This window comes from Parasphingorhabdus pacifica, assembly GCF_054779195.1.
Window position 1 is genome coordinate 49,630 of sequence record NZ_BAAGYS010000006.1, and the last position, 15,159, is coordinate 64,788.

The window sequence follows — 15,159 nt, forward strand, 5'->3', positions numbered from 1 at the left end:
ATCTCGGCCGGCCCCGGTAGTTCACGAGGTCGGCCGAGTCACGTTGAACACACGAGGAGGAAGAACTTGATCGTCCGTACTCTCGACGAGGTCGAGGACACCGACGCCGACATCAAGACTGAGGGCTGGCGCAGCAAGCGGATCATCCTCGCCAAGGAGAAGGCGGGATTCTCGGTACACGAGACCACGCTGTACGCGGGAACCGTGAACGACTTCTGGTACGCGAACCACATCGAAGCGGTGTTCGTCTTCGAAGGCGAGGGTGAGATCACGGACAAGGAGACCGGAGAGACCCACCTGCTCAAGCCCGGCTCGCTGTACCTGCTGAACAACCACGACAAGCACCAGGTGCGGCCGAAGACCGACATGCGCACGGTTTGCGTGTTCAACCCGCCGGTGACCGGTCGTGAGGTGCACGACGAGGACGGCGTGTACCCGCTGGTCGTGGAGGACGAGGACTCCGCGGCGAGTTGATCGACAACCCGCCCCGCCGACCCCGTCGGCCCGGGCGGGACGCATAGCAGTCCGCCGCGGCGGGTAGCCGGGAAGTGGCCGGTTACCCGCCGCGGTGCGCAATACGACTGGTCTTCCCCGCGTGAGGGGAATTGCCCACCCAACGAGGAACCGAGAAATGGCGGCGGTGCCGACGGCACCAGTCGCTCCGGCGGTAATTCGAGAAGGAGGCGCAACTCATGACCGTCGCCGACGTGAGTACTCAGGACCGCTACCCGACCAGGGGTACGACGGAGTCCGCTCGTATCGAACGCAAGGACCCCTGCGTCTGGTCCGGATCCGGCGGGGGCCCCGCGACCGCGCGGGAGCTGTCGACGCACGACACAACGGGATTTCACACCGTGGCGGGCCTGCTTTCGCCCGCGGAGGTGCAGGAGTACTGGACCGAACTGGAACGACTGACCAATTCCCCGACGATCCGTGCGGATGAGCGCACCGTCGTGGAGAAGCAGTCCGACGAGGTCCGGTCGATCTTCGACGTGCATCGGAGCAGTTCGAAGATCGCCGCACTGGTGCGGGATCCCAGGCTGTTGGACCGCGCGCGGCAGATCCTCGGATCCGACGTCTACGTGCACCAGAGCCGGATCAATTACATGCCCGGCTTCAAGGGCAACGGATTCTACTGGCACTCCGACTTCGAGACCTGGCACGCGGAGGACGGCATGCCCGCCATGCGTGCTGTGAGCATCTCGATCGCGTTGACCGACAACTACCCGTTCAACGGCGGTCTCATGCTCATGCCGGGCGCGCATCGCACGTTCGTGCCGTGCCTCGGGGAGACGCCGCGGAACAACTACCAGTCCTCCCTGAAGGAACAGCGGACCGGGGTGCCCACGGAGGACGACATCGCGCAGCTGGCGTACGAACACGGGATCGAGCAGTTCACCGGTCCGGCAGGTTCGGCGCTGTGGTTCGATTCGAACTGCATGCACGGTTCGGGAAACAACATCACGCCGTTCCCCCGCTCGAACATCTTCATCGTGTTCAACAGCGTGGAGAACGCGTTGACCGAGCCGTTCGCCGCGGAACGCCCACGGCCGGAGTTCGTCGCCTCGCGTGATTTCACGCCGGTGACCAGGACCGGCGACCCCGGCCCCGTGCCCAAGGCCCGGTGAGCCCACGTCCGGCGCCCGATACCCGCACGGCGGTTCCGCCACCGCCGCTGCGCGCGAAACCCGGCGTGCGGGCGGCGCTCGGGCAGCCGGAGCGCCGGACGTCAGCCGACGCTGAGGTAGCGGCGTTCGTTGAACTTCGCCCCGGAACATGAAGCTCCGAGGTCGTGCCCAACGCGTTCGATGACGTCGGCCAGTTCGAGTCGGCCCAGCCAGGACCGGGGCAACACCGCCGTTCCGTGGCGAGCTCCGAGCAGGCTACCGGTGATGGCGGCCGTGGAGTCGCTGTGACCGGAATGGTTGGCCGCCAACCGGACCGCGGAGGTGAACTGCTCCGGTTTCGGTAGGGCAAGCGCGCAGTAGGCTCCGATCGCCAACGCCTCCGGGCCGATCCAGCCCTGCCCGAGCCGTTCGACATGTTCGAGGTCGGCACCGAACCTGGCGAGCATGGCGGCTTCGGCAAGCGCGTTGGCGGTCTCACTGTCTTCGCGCAGCACCCTGCCGGTCGCCTGGTCCACTGCGGCGGGCAGCCGTCGGCCCTGGACTCCGACCAGGTGCACCAGCAGCGCCAGCGCGCCGGACGACGCCCAGCCGCCGGGGCCGCCGTGGGTGAGCGCGGCGAACTGGCATCCGAGCGCATAGGACATCTCGGAGGTGGGGGAGAACCCGGCGGGACTCGCGCGATCGACGCCACCGCAGCCCTTGGAGCTGTTCCGGGGGCGGTCCGGTGTGCCCAGCTGGGTCTCCTGCAGCGCACGCAGGCTGGTCAGCCCGGGCGCGCGGTTGGCGTAGAGCTCCTTCTCCGCGATGAGGCCGGTCGCACCCGCCGGCGGACCGTGGTCCTGCTGGGTGGTCAGCCAGCGGCGGTACGCCGATGCGACCGATTCGACCGGTTTCCATGGTCCGCCGCTGTTCCCGCGGGTCCAAGCCTGCAGGTATCCCTCGCCGGTGAACAGTGTCATCTGCGTCGCGTCCCCGAGCAGGGCCTGCGGTGGCGGTTCGAGGATCCCCTCGGGTCCGTGCTCGGCTCGGATGTCGGCCAGCTGCCGGAATTCGACCGGCAATCCGAGCGAGTCTCCGAGCGCGCCGCCGAGCAGGCAGGCGACCGCTCGGTCGGCCACTGTGGACGAATCGGACACGCTGGCAGGCTCCTTCCACAGTGGTCCGGTTGATCGGCAGTCGTTGACTTTACTTCCCGGCCCCGGCGGCGCGGTGGCGTTGTCCCTCACCGCAGCCGCAGCCGCGGCCGCAGCCGCGCCGCACATCACGCCGACGGTCGTCGGCGGCAACGGCCGATGGACGGAGCGGGTGCCGCCATTGGGGTGAAACGTGTGGTGGTCCCCGAACCCCGCGCGAGCGCAGCTGGTTACGGTATGTCCGCCTGGCGGGCGCGGAATTCGCGCTTCGCCGGTTCGCGGGGATCGCAGGGACCGAACAGTGCGGTCGGCGCCGGGCAGGTCGGGTCAACGACGCAGCTTCCCGGAGCTGACCGAGTCAGGTATTTAGGGGACTATGCCGCCGCAGGACAGCCCACCCGGCGGGCCGAGCTCGCACATGGAGTTCCGCGTGCTCGGTCCTCTGGAAGTGCTCGTCGACGGGGCGCCCCAGCCACTCGGCAGCGCGTCCACGCGGAGCGTGCTGGCCTGCCTGCTGCTCGAACCGAACCAGGTCGTGTCGATGGATCGGCTGATCGACACGCTCTGGGGCGAGTCCCCGCCCGCGACGGCCAGGACGATCCTGCACGGCTACATCTCGCGGCTGCGCAAGCTCTTCGCGGACTGCGCCGGGGCCGGAGGTGACGAAGGACACCCGCAGATCGTCACCCGCTCTCCCGGCTACCTGCTGCGCGTCGACGGTGACCGGGTGGACGCGCACCGCGCGCGGTCGCTGGTCAACCACGCGCACGGCCTCGAACCCGCCGAGCGCTCCGCGGTGCTGGCGGAGGCGATCGCGCTCTGGCGCGGCCCGGTGCTGTCCGACGTGCCCTCCGGCCTCCTGCACCGGATGGTCGTGCCCAATCTCGACGAGCTCCGTCTGGTGGCGCTGGAAGAGCGGGTCGATGCCGACCTGGAGCTGGGACGCCACCAGCAGCTGCTCGTCGAACTGTCCACACTGGTCGACCAGAACCCCCTGCGGGAGCGGCTGATCGCCCAGCTGATGCTGGCCGGCTACCGAGCCGGGCACCGCGCGGACGTGCAAGCGCGCTTTCACGCCGCCAGGCAGCGGCTCGCCGACGAACTCGGCATCGACCCCGGGCCGGAACTGCGCGGTCTCTACGAGCGGATGCTGCGGGACGACGAATCGCTGCTGGCCCCCGCGCCCGCCGAACCCGAGCAGGACTCCGTGCCGGACGGTGGTTTCGCCCGCCCCGTGCCTGCCGAGCTCCCTCCCGCCCCGGCCGGATTCGTCGGCCGATCCCGTGAGATCAGCGCCCTCGATCGAATGCTCGACGAGCGCGAACGTGGCTCGGCGAACCTGCTCGCCGTGCTCACCGGTACCGCCGGTGTCGGCAAGAGCGCGCTCGCGGTGGTCTGGTCGCGGCGTGTCGCGCAGTGGTTCCCGGACGGCCAGCTCTACGCCTCGCTGCGCGGCTTCGACTCGGAACGGGCACCGTTGTCCCCGGGCGAGGCGTTGACCAGCATGCTCAAGACGCTCGGGGTGGCCGCCGATGCCATCCCGATCGACCTCGACGACCGCACGGCGCTCTACCGGTCGCTGCTCGCGCAGCGCCGGGTGCTGGTCCTGCTCGACAACGCCAGGGACTCGGAGCAGGTTCGGCCACTGCTGCCGGGCAGTTCCGAATCGCTGGTGGTGGTCACCAGCAGACGTCGCCTCGACGGTCTCGTCGTGCGGAGCGGTGCTCGCGTGCTGCCCATGGAGACGTTGCCCACCGAGACGGCACTGGAGCTGCTCGACCGGGCCGGGTCTCCCGGTCGGTCCGCATCGGAACCGGCCGCTGCCAGGGAACTCGCCGAACTCTGCGGCGGGCTCCCGCTGGCCCTGCGCATCGCCGCCGCACGACTGGCGGCGAACCCGGCTCGGGGAGTGTCCGACCTGGTCGACGAGTTGCACGATGAGAGCAACCGGTTGCACGCGTTCGACATCGACGACGCCGACACCAGCGTCCGGCGGGCCTTCGACATCTCATACCGCAGTCTGCACCCCACCCAGGCGGCGACGTTCCGCCTGCTCGGCCTGGTCCCGGGCCACACGTTCACCGTGCACGCGGTGGCCGCGCTCTGCGACACCGACCAGGCAACCGCCCGCCGCAGGCTGCGAGCACTCGCGTTGGCGCACCTGGTGACCGAACCGGAGTCGGACCGGTTCGGCATGCACGATCTGCTCCGGCTCTACGCCAGGGACCTCCTCGCCGCGTCCGGCGAGGAGTCGCCGACCGCGGCCGGACCGTCCGAAGAGGACTGGCAGGCCCTCCGCAGGCTTTTGCACTACTACCTCGTCGTCGCGGACCACGCTCGGCGGTTCCTCCGGCCCGCCCGCGACGAGCTCGACTTCTCCGCCGAATCCACGGGCACCGCCAGGCCATCCATCGAGAACCGCATCGAGGCTCTCGAATGGTTCGACGCGGAATGGCCGAACGTGGTGGCGGCCGTCCGCGCGGCCAACAGCGACGGGCTGCACGAGTACGCGTGGCCCCTGGTGCGACTGCAGTTCAACTACCTCGCCGTGCGGTGCCCGTGGGAGGACTGGATCCAGATCTACACCGATGGCCTGGACTCGGCCCGCGCCGTCGGCGACTCGGCGGGCAAGGTGCTGATGTCGGCCGGTCTCGGGGTCGCGTACGCCAGGTCCGGGATGCTGGACGAAGCGCTCGCGCACTACGCCGAGTCGTACCGGGGCGCGGTCGCCACCGGTGATCCGAGTTGGCTGGCGATGACCCAGGTGAACATGGGAAGCATCCTGTTCCGGTTGGAGCGCTACGCGGAAGCGCAGATGCACTGCCGGGACGCGCTGCGCGTCTACCGCACCATGGGGGATCGGTATCGGGAGGCGGGTGCGCTGAACAACCTGGCGCAGGTCGAGCAGGTCAACGGGCAGCTGGAAGCCGCCCTGCGGCACCTGCGCGAGGCCGAGGGGATGTATCGGGAGGCCGATGATCTCGACACCTTGGCCATGGTGCTGAACAATTGTGGTGAGGTCAGCGTCGAGCTGGGGTGCGTCGAACAGGGCGAGCACTACCACCACGAGGCGCTGGACGTCGCGCAGCGCTGCGGTTCCGCGATGCGGCAGGCGGCCGCCCACCTGGGGTTGGGGGACGTCGCGAACTCCCGCGGTGATCAGGCGACGGCGCGGGAACACTGGGAGACGGCACTGGGGATCTTCGAAACGGGCGGGTCGCCTCGCACGGACGAGGTGCGCGAACGGCTGGGGACGGCCTCCGAGACGGCTTAGGCGTGCTCTCCGCGCGGTGACCGCACGTGCGGCCGGACCGGTCCGGCCGGTGGTGCGAGCGGGTTGTGACCGCATCGCCGCAGATCAGCAGCAGCGTTTAGTCGGCGCTTAGCGATCGTCTAGCGGCGGTTGCGAAGTTGTCATCGTGCGGATCACGGGGAGGTGGTCCACATCCGGGTGGCGTTGGGGACGTCCTAGGGGGTGTTGTCACCCGGTGGATCCGTTCCGGCCTCCGTTGCAGGGGGCAACCGGGAGCCGGAACCGGTGGGGGGAGCATTCGGGGAAGCGCACGTCCCGAATGGACGTGGGGGTGAGTGCGGGCCTTCGCTCGACTGTCGAGGGCCCGCACTTCGTCTTTCCGGCCAGTCTCGCCCCTTTTCCGGCCAGTCTCGCCTGTTTCGGTGAGACCTGTTCCGGTCAGCGCTGCGTCCCGCAGATCGTTTCGAGATCCGGCCGCTTCGCCACGCGGCCGTCACCGTTCGAACGTCCGCGGAGTCGTCGTCCGACCCATGGCGCGAGGTATTCGCGGGCCCACTGGATGTCCTGAGCTCGTTGCACCCGCCAGGAACGGGTGGGGATTTCGGGCCACGGCTCCCGCCAGTCCTCGGTGACGGTCAACCCGAGAACCTCGGCGGCCCGCAGGGCTACTCGCCGATGCCCTTCGGCGCACAGGTGCAGGCGATCGGTGCTCCAGGCCCGCGCGTCCTGCAGGGTGTGCATCGACCAGAGATCGAGGACCGAGCAATCGTGCTTGTCGCCGATGGCGCGCAGGTGCGCGTTGTAGGTGGCCACCTTGCCGCGGACGTGTCGCAGGACCGGCGTGGTCCTGGTGTCGAACCCGGTGCTGATCAGCACGTGCGTGCCGACGGCCCGCAGGTCGCGCACCGCGCGGTCGAAGATGTCGGCGAGGGTGTCCGGATCGCTGCCGGGACGGATGATGTCGTTGCCCCCGGCGCTGAACGACACGAGCGCGGGCCGCAACGCGATGGCCTGCGGAACCTGGTCGTCGACGATCTGCTGGATCAACTTGCCGCGGACCGCGAGGTTGGCGTAGCGGAGGTCCGCGTTGCGGGTGGCCAGCGCTTCCGCCAGCCGGTCGGCCCATCCCCTGTACTGACCGTCGGGCCGGGGGTCCTCAAGCCCCTCGGTGAAGCTGTCGCCGAGAGCCACGTAGCTGTCCCACCCGTGTTCGACGCCGGTCCGGCTGGCGTGCTGCTCCCATCTGCCTTGCATGAAGGTCCTTTCCCCGCAGTGCCGTCGCCCGAGATGCGCTGCGAATTCCGGAGCACTGCGCTCTTTCGCGCGCGCGTGGTGTGGTGAACAGACCCCACCCTGTCCTTCGGATGTCGACCTACGCCACCGTCGGTTTCGGAGAACGTGATTAACGGCACTGGGCGGTCCAGTATTTGTGGTTGTCGGTCCTCGTTCGTGATCCGGTTGCTGCGCAGCGAGTTCTCCTCACTCGGCGCGCCGACCGCATGATCCGCTCGCAGCTTGGTGGGCATCGGCTCCTCCCGCCCGGTGTACTTGCCGGAAACACCGATGAGGGTGAGGGGCAACTGCTAATGTCGATCGGCGGTAGCAGAGGTGATGAGGGGACTCACGATGTCGCGATCGCAGGTGACAGGCCGGTGTGCGTCGGGGGACGTGGCTGTCGCGGGTTCGATCGCCTCGCCGGCGATGACGAGACCGGTCACCGGTGTCCAAGGTCTGGACGCCAGACGCTCGTGCGAACCGGGAACCACGCGATGATCGCTCGCGTCGATCTGGATGCGGCCTGGAGGACGGGCTCGCACAACGGAACGCGGTCCGGTGCCGACGTGCCGCACCGGGCGGTGGAAGCGGCACGCACGGGCGGTCGACCGGACCGCCTCGATGATCTGGGGGAACTGTGACAACACCGCAGAATCCGGCGAGTACGCCGGGGCCCGCGGGTTTCGATCCACCTGGACGGCCACAGCGTCCCGGTGGCGGTGGTGGACGCAGGCGGGCCGACGAGCCGATGCGTGGCACCCTGCACCCGGGTGAACCGGCTACCGGACACCAGGGCTCGCAGCCACAGCCGCAGCCACAGCCGCCGGGACAGCCGCCGCAGGGGCGGAACGGCAGTCCGGTACCAGGCTCCGATGGGCCTACCGATGCCGCCGGCGAGCACGCCCCGCGTCCGCAGGCGCGTCCGGCGCGGTTCGACCTTCGCTCGGAGTTCGCGGCGCTGGTGGCCGAGCAGCACCCCTTCGCGATCTGGGAGCGCTTCGAGCAGCTCGTAGATCGCTTCGAACACGAGCACCACCGCGCGCCGCAGCCTGCCAGGCCGTCGGCAGCCGGCGACCGTCCGGACCCCGCGGGCGCGCAGCCGACCGCGGGGCTCTCCCCGTTTTCCGGTGACTTGGGTGGCTCGGGAGATCTGAGTGGCTCGGGGGGCTCCGGAACGCTCGCAGGCGGCGGTGACCCGGGTTCTGCCACCGGAGACGGCTTCGCGAAGGAAGCACCTCGCCAGGAGGGGCGTTCCGGCTCGCTCATGGGCTCCGGCGACCTCATGAGCGGGGAACTCGTCGCCGCGGGCGATCTGACCGGAGCACCGGAGGTTCTCGAACCGGAGACGTTCGAGGACTCGCCCGAACCCGAAACAGCAGGTGGTCCGAACGACGGTCGGGTGGCCTCCTCCGAAACGGTGGGGCCGGCACAACACGGTTCAGTGGTCGAGCAGCAGGTCACAGCCACCTCCGCCTGGTTCGGTGGAACCCCACCGCCGCCGCCACCACCGGGACCCGGCTCTCCCGTCGCGACCGGGGAGCCGCCCGCGAGCGCCTCCGGGTCTCGGATGCCCGCACCCCCGCCGACCACGCCCGGGCAAGCTGGTCTGAGGCCGGAGCCCGGTCGGGCCGAGCCGGTGCCGGCCGCGGAAGGAATCACTCGCTCACCTGAACCGCTGTCGATGACACCGCGTCCGCCGCGCGGCGAGCAGCCCACCGCGTCCGAACAGACACCGGAAATGCCGGGAGCTCCCGCGCCGGAGGCAGTCGACCACAGGCCTTCCGCCCCGCAAGGTGCGCAGTCGGCACCCGCCCCGGAGGTGCCCGCTTCGCAACCCCCCGCCACTTCGCCGCAGGACGAGCCCGCACCGGCGACCGAGGAGCTCGAGCGTCTCCCAGCGGATGACCCGGTTCCTGGCCCCGCCTCTCCACCCGGGGGAACGCGGGCGCCGATGCAGCAGGCCGACGGTGGACCGGCCGGGCCGCCTTCGCAGCCGGAGGGGATGGAACGCCCTGCGATGGGGCCGCCCAGCGGACCGCCGTCACCCGCACAGGGCATGCCGCGTCCACCTGCCGGGCACGGTCCGCAAGGACCGCCGTCACCGCCACGCGGAACGGACCGGTCCGCGCTCGACCCGTCGCCCGGGACTCCACCGCCTGCTCCCGGGGCGCGCCCTGGTCCGCAACAGCCGGAGGGGCCGCCGCCCGGAGCTCAGCAGCACCAGGGGACCTCCCAGCCCTACTCCCCGCAGGCACCGGCCCAGCCGCCGCCCCCGCAGGCACCGGCTACGCAGGCACCGTCCCCGCAGCCGCCGGCTCCCCAGCAAGCTCCCAGCCCGCCGCACGCGGCACCGGGGCAGCAGGCCGCGCAGCAACCAGGCCCCCCACCCGGCCCGCCGGGACCACCCGGCCCGGCTCAACAGGCGGGACCCCAGCAAGGTCCACCGGCTCCGCAGCGGGCCGGACCCCAGCAAGCAGGTTCCCCGCAGGCTGATCCGCAGCAGGCCGATCCCAGGCCAGTAGCACCGGGGCCGCGAGGTGCGTCCGAAACCGGCTCCGTGCCCGTGCGCGGGCCCAAGTTCGAGCCGCGGCCCGACGGTGGTTTCGGCCCGATGGGATCGGGTGGTGGGAGAACTCCCAGCAGGTCGTCCTACTCCAACCGCCACGTGAATCCCTGGTTGCTCACGACCGAAGAGGAGAAGGGGTCCGAGGAGCGCCACGAACTGAGCACCGGTGCCGCTCGCCCGGCCGACGCCGAGGCCGGGCCGCCGCAGTACCTGGTCGAAGCCGACGACCTCTACGACGAAGACTACGGAGAAGGTCGGCTGGTCGCCCCGCCCGTGCTGGGCGAGGCCCCTCCGAGCTATCGGGACTTCTGATCGCTCGCTCGTGTCTTTCGAACTCGCACGCCGGGGACGTCTGTTCGCGAGGATTCAAGCCGGACCGCCGGAGGCGCGCGGGGCCGAGTAGTTCGACTCGCCCCGCGCGAAACGATCCTGTTGGAAGTTCTTAGGAGTTTGTCATGGTCGAGACGATCACACTGTCCATCCCGGCAGTGGACGTGCTTGGTGAACAGCTCAACCTCAACGTCCGGCAGTACCCGTTCGAGATCCCGCAGCCGGGGCAACCGCCGGAAGAACGCGGCCGGATGGCCGAGCAGGTGTGGGAAGAGTTGGAGGCGGCGGAGCTGGCCTCCGGCGGCAGGCCCGAGCCCGAGGTAGAGGACGCGCTCTACCTGCTGTGCAGCTCCGAGGTCTCGATCGCGGCAGCCGGGCTCCTCGATGTGCGGGCGGGGCACCGGCTGGCCGCCCGCGTGGTCGCCACCGGAGAGGTCGGGGTCGTCGGTCTGATCGATGGCCGCGGACTGAACATGAGCTTCATGGCACCGGACGACCTACCGGGGGTGTGCGCGGACCTGCTGCCCGACGCCCGGCCGGGCGCGGGCGGGACCGTGCGGGCGATCGCGGAACGCACCGGCGGTCAGGCCCCGCCCGACGAGGCCATCGAGGGGCTCCGGGAGATGAGTGCGTTCACCGCTCGTCCGAAGTCCCGCCTCGGGCACTTCGTGCTCACCGGCGCCGGCCGGAACCGCCGTCGCGGCCGGCTGCCCGGGCTGACCTGGTTCGATACCGATCAGGGGCGCTACCTGCTGATGGGTGAACGCTCGCCGGATGGGCAGGACGTGATCACCTGCGGTCCGGCGGACAAGCCACGACTCGCCGAGCAGCTCGCCGGTTTGCTGGACCGCGCGCGAGATGTGTGACACCGCTCAGGCCAATCACTTCGGCCGTGGTGGTGCACGGCCGAAGCCGAGTCAGGCAGGCTTGCACGTGTGACGGAGGATCGGCAGACCCAGAGCGCCCCGGATGACGCGCGCGATCGGGACTCGTTGATGGAGCTGCTCGGCGGACGCACGAGCGCCGTCGACGCCAGTGTGCCACCGGTCGCGTTCGGTGCAGGTTGGTTCGCCGCCGGAGAATCGATCGCGGTCGGCGGTGCGGCGGCTGTCGGGGTGGGCGCGCTGATCGCCCTGTGGCGCTGGCGCAAGGGTGCCCGGCCGTTGGCGGTGCTGGTGAGCCTGCTCGCCGTGATGCTGGGCGCGGTCATCGCCCTGCGAACCGGGCACGCGGCCGACTTCTTCCTGATCAGGTTGGTGACCAACGCGGCGAGCGCGCTCGCGTGGATGAGCAGCATCGTCGTCCGCTGGCCGTTCCTCGGACTGGTCGTGGGCACTGTGCTGGGGCAGGGGAGGAGCTGGCGTCGCGATCCCGACCTGCTGCGCGCCTACAACCGGGCGAGCTGGGTGTGGGTGGCGCAGTATCTGATCCGGCTGGTGGTGTTCGTCCCGCTGTGGATGGCGGGCTCGGTGGTCGGCCTCAGCATCGCGCAGGTCGTTCTGACCTGGCCGCTGGTCGCGGCCTGCGTGGCCGTGAGCTGGTGGGTGCTGCGGCGGGCGTTGCCCACGGATCATCCGGGCTTGCGTCACCCCAGGGGCTGAGACGGCATCACTGGCCGGCCGACCTCGCGCCCGTGAGGTAGCGCTCGTGCAGTTCCGGGTCGCGGTGGCCGAGCAGTTCGGTCGCGGCCAGCCAGGCAGCTCCGGCGGTGCCGGGTCCGGCGGTTCGGGGCTCGACGGGGAATCTGGTGGTGAGTTCGCCGCGGAGCGCGTCGCCCAGCGGGTTTCCCGCGCCGACCAGACCGCCCGCCAGCACGATCGGTGTGGTGTCGGAGGTCGTACGGGTGGGTTCCGCGGTGTCGGCCAGCAGCGAGGCCGCCCGGTGCACGATGCAGCCCGCCGCGTCTTCTCCTGCCGCGGCTGCCGTGGTGACCAGTGGGGCGAGTTCGGCCAGCCGGATCGGTGCCGCGGCGTTCACGGTGCTGATCAGCTCGTTCCGGAGCCGCTCGGTGTCTTCGGTGTCGCTCTCGGGCACGAGTGCGGCCAGTACCGCGTTCACCAGGTCTTCTCGAACCGCGCGGTGATCGAGGACACGAAGGGTTTCCCGGACCGCTTCGCGCCCCAGCCAGAACGCCGAGCCTTCGTCACCGAGCAGCCACCCGTGTCCCCCGAAGGTCGCCACCGCGCGGTGCCGTTCGATCCTCGTCGCGATCGCGCCCGTCCCGGCGATGAGCACGCTTCCGTCCGGCGAGGCCGTTCCGGCGGCGAAGGCGACCTCGGAGTCGCTGATCACCCGCATCGGAACGGTCAAGCCCAGTTCGGACCAGGTGCGTTCGAAGAGGTCGGCCACGGTGGGATCGGTCATCTTGCTGATGCCCGCCATGCCCAGCACGCCTCGCCGTACCCGCTCGGCTGGAAGCGCACCGAGCGCGTGCCGGACGGCGGTGCCGATCTGGGCGACCGCGCTCTCCGGCGGGTGGGAGTTCGGGTTGCCGCCCCCGGCCCGTCCGGTGCCGAGGACTCGTCCGGTGACATCGGCCACCAGGGCGCGGCTGCTGGTTCCGCCGGTGTCCAGGCCGAGGACGAGGTCCGCTGCGTCGCTGTGCATGGTGCCCATTCTGTTCGGATGCGCGGGTTTGGGGCCGGTTGTCGGGTTTTCGACGGCGTGCTTCGTCCGCGATTTTCCGGATGGAACGAGCGGACGAAGGGGTGGTGGCAACAACCCCGGAATGCGAGAGGATGCTGGTTCGGTCGTGGGCGGTCACCTGATCGGGACCGCCCGGTTTTGAAGCGCTTCGGCGTCGTGTGGAGGAGCGAATGACCGTAGATACCCACCACCACCTGTGGGATCTGGATGTTCGCGAACAGGCGTGGCTCAACGGCCCCGGGATGGAGGTGCTGCGCAGGGATTTCGGTCCTACTGACCTGCGAGACTGCCTCTTCGGGTCTACAGTGGACTCCACGGTGCTGATGCAGACCGTGGCCGATCCGGACGAGACCCCGGAGCTGCTGGTGCTCGCGGACACCGTCAACCGGGTCGCCGGGGTCATCGGCTGGGTCGACCTGACCGCGCGTGACGTTCGCGAACAGCTCGGCAAGCTGCAGATCCACCCGTCGGGACGTTGGCTCAAGGGCATTCGCCACCGGGTCGAGCTCGAACCGGAACGGGACTGGCTCCTCCGTTCCGATGTCCTCTCGGGGATGGCCGCGGTGGAGGATGCGGGACTGATCTACGAGCTGCTCGTTCGTCCCGACCAGCTCGACGCCGCGACCAGGATGGCCGCCCGGTTCCCGCAGCTGACCTTCGTGCTCGACCACTGCGGAAAGCCCCCGGTGGCCTCGGGTGAGCTCGAACCGTGGGCGGGCTCCCTCCGTGGACTCGCCGCGTTGCCCAACACCGTGTGCAAGCTCTCCGGACTGGTCACCGAGGACAGCTGGCCGGCGGTGACCCCGGAACGACTCCGCCCCTACGTCGACGTGGTCCTCGAATCGTTCGGCCCTCGGCGACTGATGTTCGGGTCGGACTGGCCGGTGTGCCTGCTCGCCGCGACCTACCGCGAAGTCCTGGAACTGGCGCACGAGCTGACTTCCGGACTCACCGAATCCGAGCGGGCGGCGATCTTCGACACCACGGCGCGCGAGGTCTACGAGCTCTGAACCCGCCGACCGGCGTGGCCGGTCGCCGGCTGGTCGCCGAGATCTCGTGCGCATTCAGCGAGTGCGGGTGACCTTGTTCAGGCCACGCGGATTGTCGGGGTCCCCGCCACGCGCGAGCGCGAGCTTCAACGCGAGCCGCTGGACCGGCAGGATCTCCAGTATCGGCGCCAGCTCTTCCGGGCACGCCGGTACGTCGATCCGGTGCGCGGCGGGTACGTCCGCGGCGGCCGAGCCGATCGCGCAGACGTCGGCACCGCGCCGGTCGACCGCGTCGAGCACGTCGTGCATGGCCGCACCCCCGTGCCCCTGGCTGCACAGCGCCAGCACCGCCGTGTGCGTGCCGACCGCCGCGATCGGGCCGTGCAGCAGATCGGCCCCGCTGTAGGACCGCGCGGCGAGGTAGCTGGTCTCGGCGAGTTTGAGCGCGGCTTCGGCGGCGGTCGCCGAGGAGTAGCCACGCCCGGTGGCGACAACGTGGTCGGCGAACCGGTAGCGCCGCACGGCCTCGTCGATCCCGGCGGCGCTGTCGCCGAGGGTTCGGGTGGCGAGGGCCGGGATGTCGGTCGCCCGGCTCCCTGTCCCGCCGCGCACGGCGTCGATGAGCAGGTACAGCGCGAGCAGGGTGGCGCTGTAGCTCTTGGTGGCGGCGACCGCCTGCTCCTGGCCGGCTCGGACGTCCACCGCGAACTCGGCGGCAGAGTTCAACGGCGAATCGGTGGTGTTGGTGACCGCCACGGTCGTCGCCCCGCACCTGCGTCCGACTTCGGTCACCTCGACGAGGTCGGGCGAGCCCCCGCTCTGGCTGATCGACAGCAACAGCACATCGGTGAGGTCGGGCCGAGCCTCGTAGAGCGTCGTGGTGGATGGGGAAACGAAGCCGACCGGCAGTCCGAGCAGTACTTCGATCAGATACTTGGCGTACATCGCCGCGTGGTCGCTGGAGCCCCGCGCGGCGAGCAACGCGAACCTGGGACGCCGTTTGGCCAGTCGACCGGCGACGCGGTGGATTTCGGCCTGTTCCGCGATCAGGTCGCCGAACACCCCGGGTTGTTCGTCGATCTCGGCGGCCATCCGCGCGCCGGGCGACGCAGCAGTATCGGGAGCGGCAGCAGTATTGGGAGGGGCAGCGGCGCCGGACGGGTCAGGGGCGCCGGACGGGGCAGCGGTGCCGGGAGTGGGGCGTTGGGGCATACCGGGCTCCTCGAATTAGGTCTAGACCAACCTGACCCAGTGTGACTCAACCTCGCACGCGCCAGGAAGGTGGCGCGGATGTGATTCCGTCCGGGAAAGTGATCCCCGAACCCGTCCAGTCCGCCGA

At 70.2% G+C, this 15,159-nt stretch carries 13 protein-coding genes; 9 read left to right on the top strand and 4 right to left on the bottom strand.

What is annotated here, in order from left to right; translation table 11 throughout:
- Window positions 1–66 precede the first annotated feature (66 nt).
- Both ACYVAN_RS06325 and thpD read left to right on the top strand, forming a co-directional pair.
- Window positions 67–474 carry an ectoine synthase gene (locus ACYVAN_RS06325; protein ID WP_460956638.1) on the top strand — a complete coding sequence of 136 codons (408 nt, stop codon included), beginning with the start codon at window positions 67–69 and terminating at the stop codon, window positions 472–474.
- Window positions 475–692: 218 nt separating this feature from the next.
- Window positions 693–1,628 carry an ectoine hydroxylase gene (gene thpD, locus ACYVAN_RS06330; RefSeq protein ID WP_460956640.1) on the top strand — a complete coding sequence of 312 codons (936 nt, stop codon included), beginning with the start codon at window positions 693–695 and terminating at the stop codon, window positions 1,626–1,628.
- Between the two features lie 101 nt (window positions 1,629–1,729).
- Here the strand turns inward: thpD and ACYVAN_RS06335 are convergent, their stop codons facing one another.
- Entirely contained in the window at window positions 1,730–2,764 is a 1,035-nt protein-coding gene (locus ACYVAN_RS06335) for an ADP-ribosylglycohydrolase family protein (protein ID WP_460956642.1), read from the bottom strand.
- Here ACYVAN_RS06335 and ACYVAN_RS06340 point away from each other — a divergent pair.
- A complete protein-coding gene (locus tag ACYVAN_RS06340; RefSeq protein ID WP_460956644.1) occupies window positions 2,748–2,951 on the top strand; it encodes a hypothetical protein in 204 nt (67 codons plus the stop codon). The two genes, ACYVAN_RS06335 and ACYVAN_RS06340, sit on opposite strands and share 17 nt — an antisense overlap.
- Window positions 2,952–3,191: 240 nt before the next feature.
- Window positions 3,192–6,035, top strand: coding sequence for an AfsR/SARP family transcriptional regulator (locus tag ACYVAN_RS06345; RefSeq protein WP_460956646.1), 2,844 nt, complete (start codon window positions 3,192–3,194; stop codon window positions 6,033–6,035).
- 417 nt (window positions 6,036–6,452) lie between these two features.
- On the opposite strand, the gene ACYVAN_RS06350 is transcribed toward ACYVAN_RS06345, so the two are convergent.
- Window positions 6,453–7,268 (bottom strand): SGNH/GDSL hydrolase family protein, encoded by an 816-nt coding sequence (locus ACYVAN_RS06350; protein WP_460956648.1) that lies wholly within the window; start codon window positions 7,266–7,268, stop codon window positions 6,453–6,455.
- Between the two features lie 515 nt (window positions 7,269–7,783).
- On the opposite strand from ACYVAN_RS06350, the gene ACYVAN_RS06355 reads away from it, so the two are divergent.
- From ACYVAN_RS06355 to ACYVAN_RS06370, 4 genes are all read left to right on the top strand, one after another.
- Window positions 7,784–7,930, top strand: a complete 147-nt coding sequence (locus tag ACYVAN_RS06355) for a hypothetical protein (protein ID WP_460956650.1) — start codon at window positions 7,784–7,786, stop codon at window positions 7,928–7,930.
- 107 nt (window positions 7,931–8,037) lie between these two features.
- Window positions 8,038–10,167, top strand: coding sequence for a hypothetical protein (locus ACYVAN_RS06360; RefSeq protein WP_460956652.1), 2,130 nt, complete (start codon window positions 8,038–8,040; stop codon window positions 10,165–10,167).
- A 143-nt stretch (window positions 10,168–10,310) separates the two neighbouring features.
- On the top strand, window positions 10,311–11,051 hold the full coding sequence (locus tag ACYVAN_RS06365) for an ESX secretion-associated protein EspG (RefSeq protein ID WP_460956654.1): 741 nt from the start codon (window positions 10,311–10,313) through the stop codon (window positions 11,049–11,051).
- A 69-nt stretch (window positions 11,052–11,120) separates the two neighbouring features.
- Window positions 11,121–11,786: a DUF3159 domain-containing protein gene (locus tag ACYVAN_RS06370; RefSeq protein ID WP_460956656.1), complete on the top strand. Its 666-nt coding sequence runs from the start codon at window positions 11,121–11,123 to the stop codon at window positions 11,784–11,786.
- 7 nt (window positions 11,787–11,793) lie between these two features.
- On the opposite strand, the gene ACYVAN_RS06375 is transcribed toward ACYVAN_RS06370, so the two are convergent.
- Entirely contained in the window at window positions 11,794–12,792 is a 999-nt protein-coding gene (locus tag ACYVAN_RS06375) for an N-acetylglucosamine kinase (protein WP_460956657.1), read from the bottom strand.
- A gap of 209 nt (window positions 12,793–13,001) precedes the next feature.
- Between ACYVAN_RS06375 and ACYVAN_RS06380 the strand changes: the two genes are divergently transcribed.
- Window positions 13,002–13,841, top strand: a complete 840-nt coding sequence (locus tag ACYVAN_RS06380; RefSeq protein WP_460956659.1) for an amidohydrolase family protein — start codon at window positions 13,002–13,004, stop codon at window positions 13,839–13,841.
- Window positions 13,842–13,895: 54 nt separating this feature from the next.
- Here ACYVAN_RS06380 and ACYVAN_RS06385 read toward each other — a convergent pair whose 3' ends face one another.
- Window positions 13,896–15,032: an SIS domain-containing protein gene (locus tag ACYVAN_RS06385; RefSeq protein WP_460956661.1), complete on the bottom strand. Its 1,137-nt coding sequence runs from the start codon at window positions 15,030–15,032 to the stop codon at window positions 13,896–13,898.
- Window positions 15,033–15,159 lie beyond the last annotated feature (127 nt).

Bases quoted from the DNA above. Each gene is read 5' to 3' on its own strand.
- thpD (WP_460956640.1), top strand. From the start codon at position 693: ATGACCGTCGCCGACGTGAGTACTCAGGACCGCTACCCGACCAGGGGT.
- ACYVAN_RS06350 (WP_460956648.1), bottom strand. From the start codon at position 7,268: ATGCAAGGCAGATGGGAGCAGCACGCCAGCCGGACCGGCGTCGAACAC.
- ACYVAN_RS06355 (WP_460956650.1), top strand. From the start codon at position 7,784: ATGATCGCTCGCGTCGATCTGGATGCGGCCTGGAGGACGGGCTCGCAC.
- ACYVAN_RS06360 (WP_460956652.1), top strand. From the start codon at position 8,038: ATGCGTGGCACCCTGCACCCGGGTGAACCGGCTACCGGACACCAGGGC.
- ACYVAN_RS06365 (WP_460956654.1), top strand. From the start codon at position 10,311: ATGGTCGAGACGATCACACTGTCCATCCCGGCAGTGGACGTGCTTGGT.
- ACYVAN_RS06375 (WP_460956657.1), bottom strand. From the start codon at position 12,792: ATGCACAGCGACGCAGCGGACCTCGTCCTCGGCCTGGACACCGGCGGA.
- ACYVAN_RS06380 (WP_460956659.1), top strand. From the start codon at position 13,002: ATGACCGTAGATACCCACCACCACCTGTGGGATCTGGATGTTCGCGAA.
- ACYVAN_RS06385 (WP_460956661.1), bottom strand. From the start codon at position 15,032: ATGCCCCAACGCCCCACTCCCGGCACCGCTGCCCCGTCCGGCGCCCCT.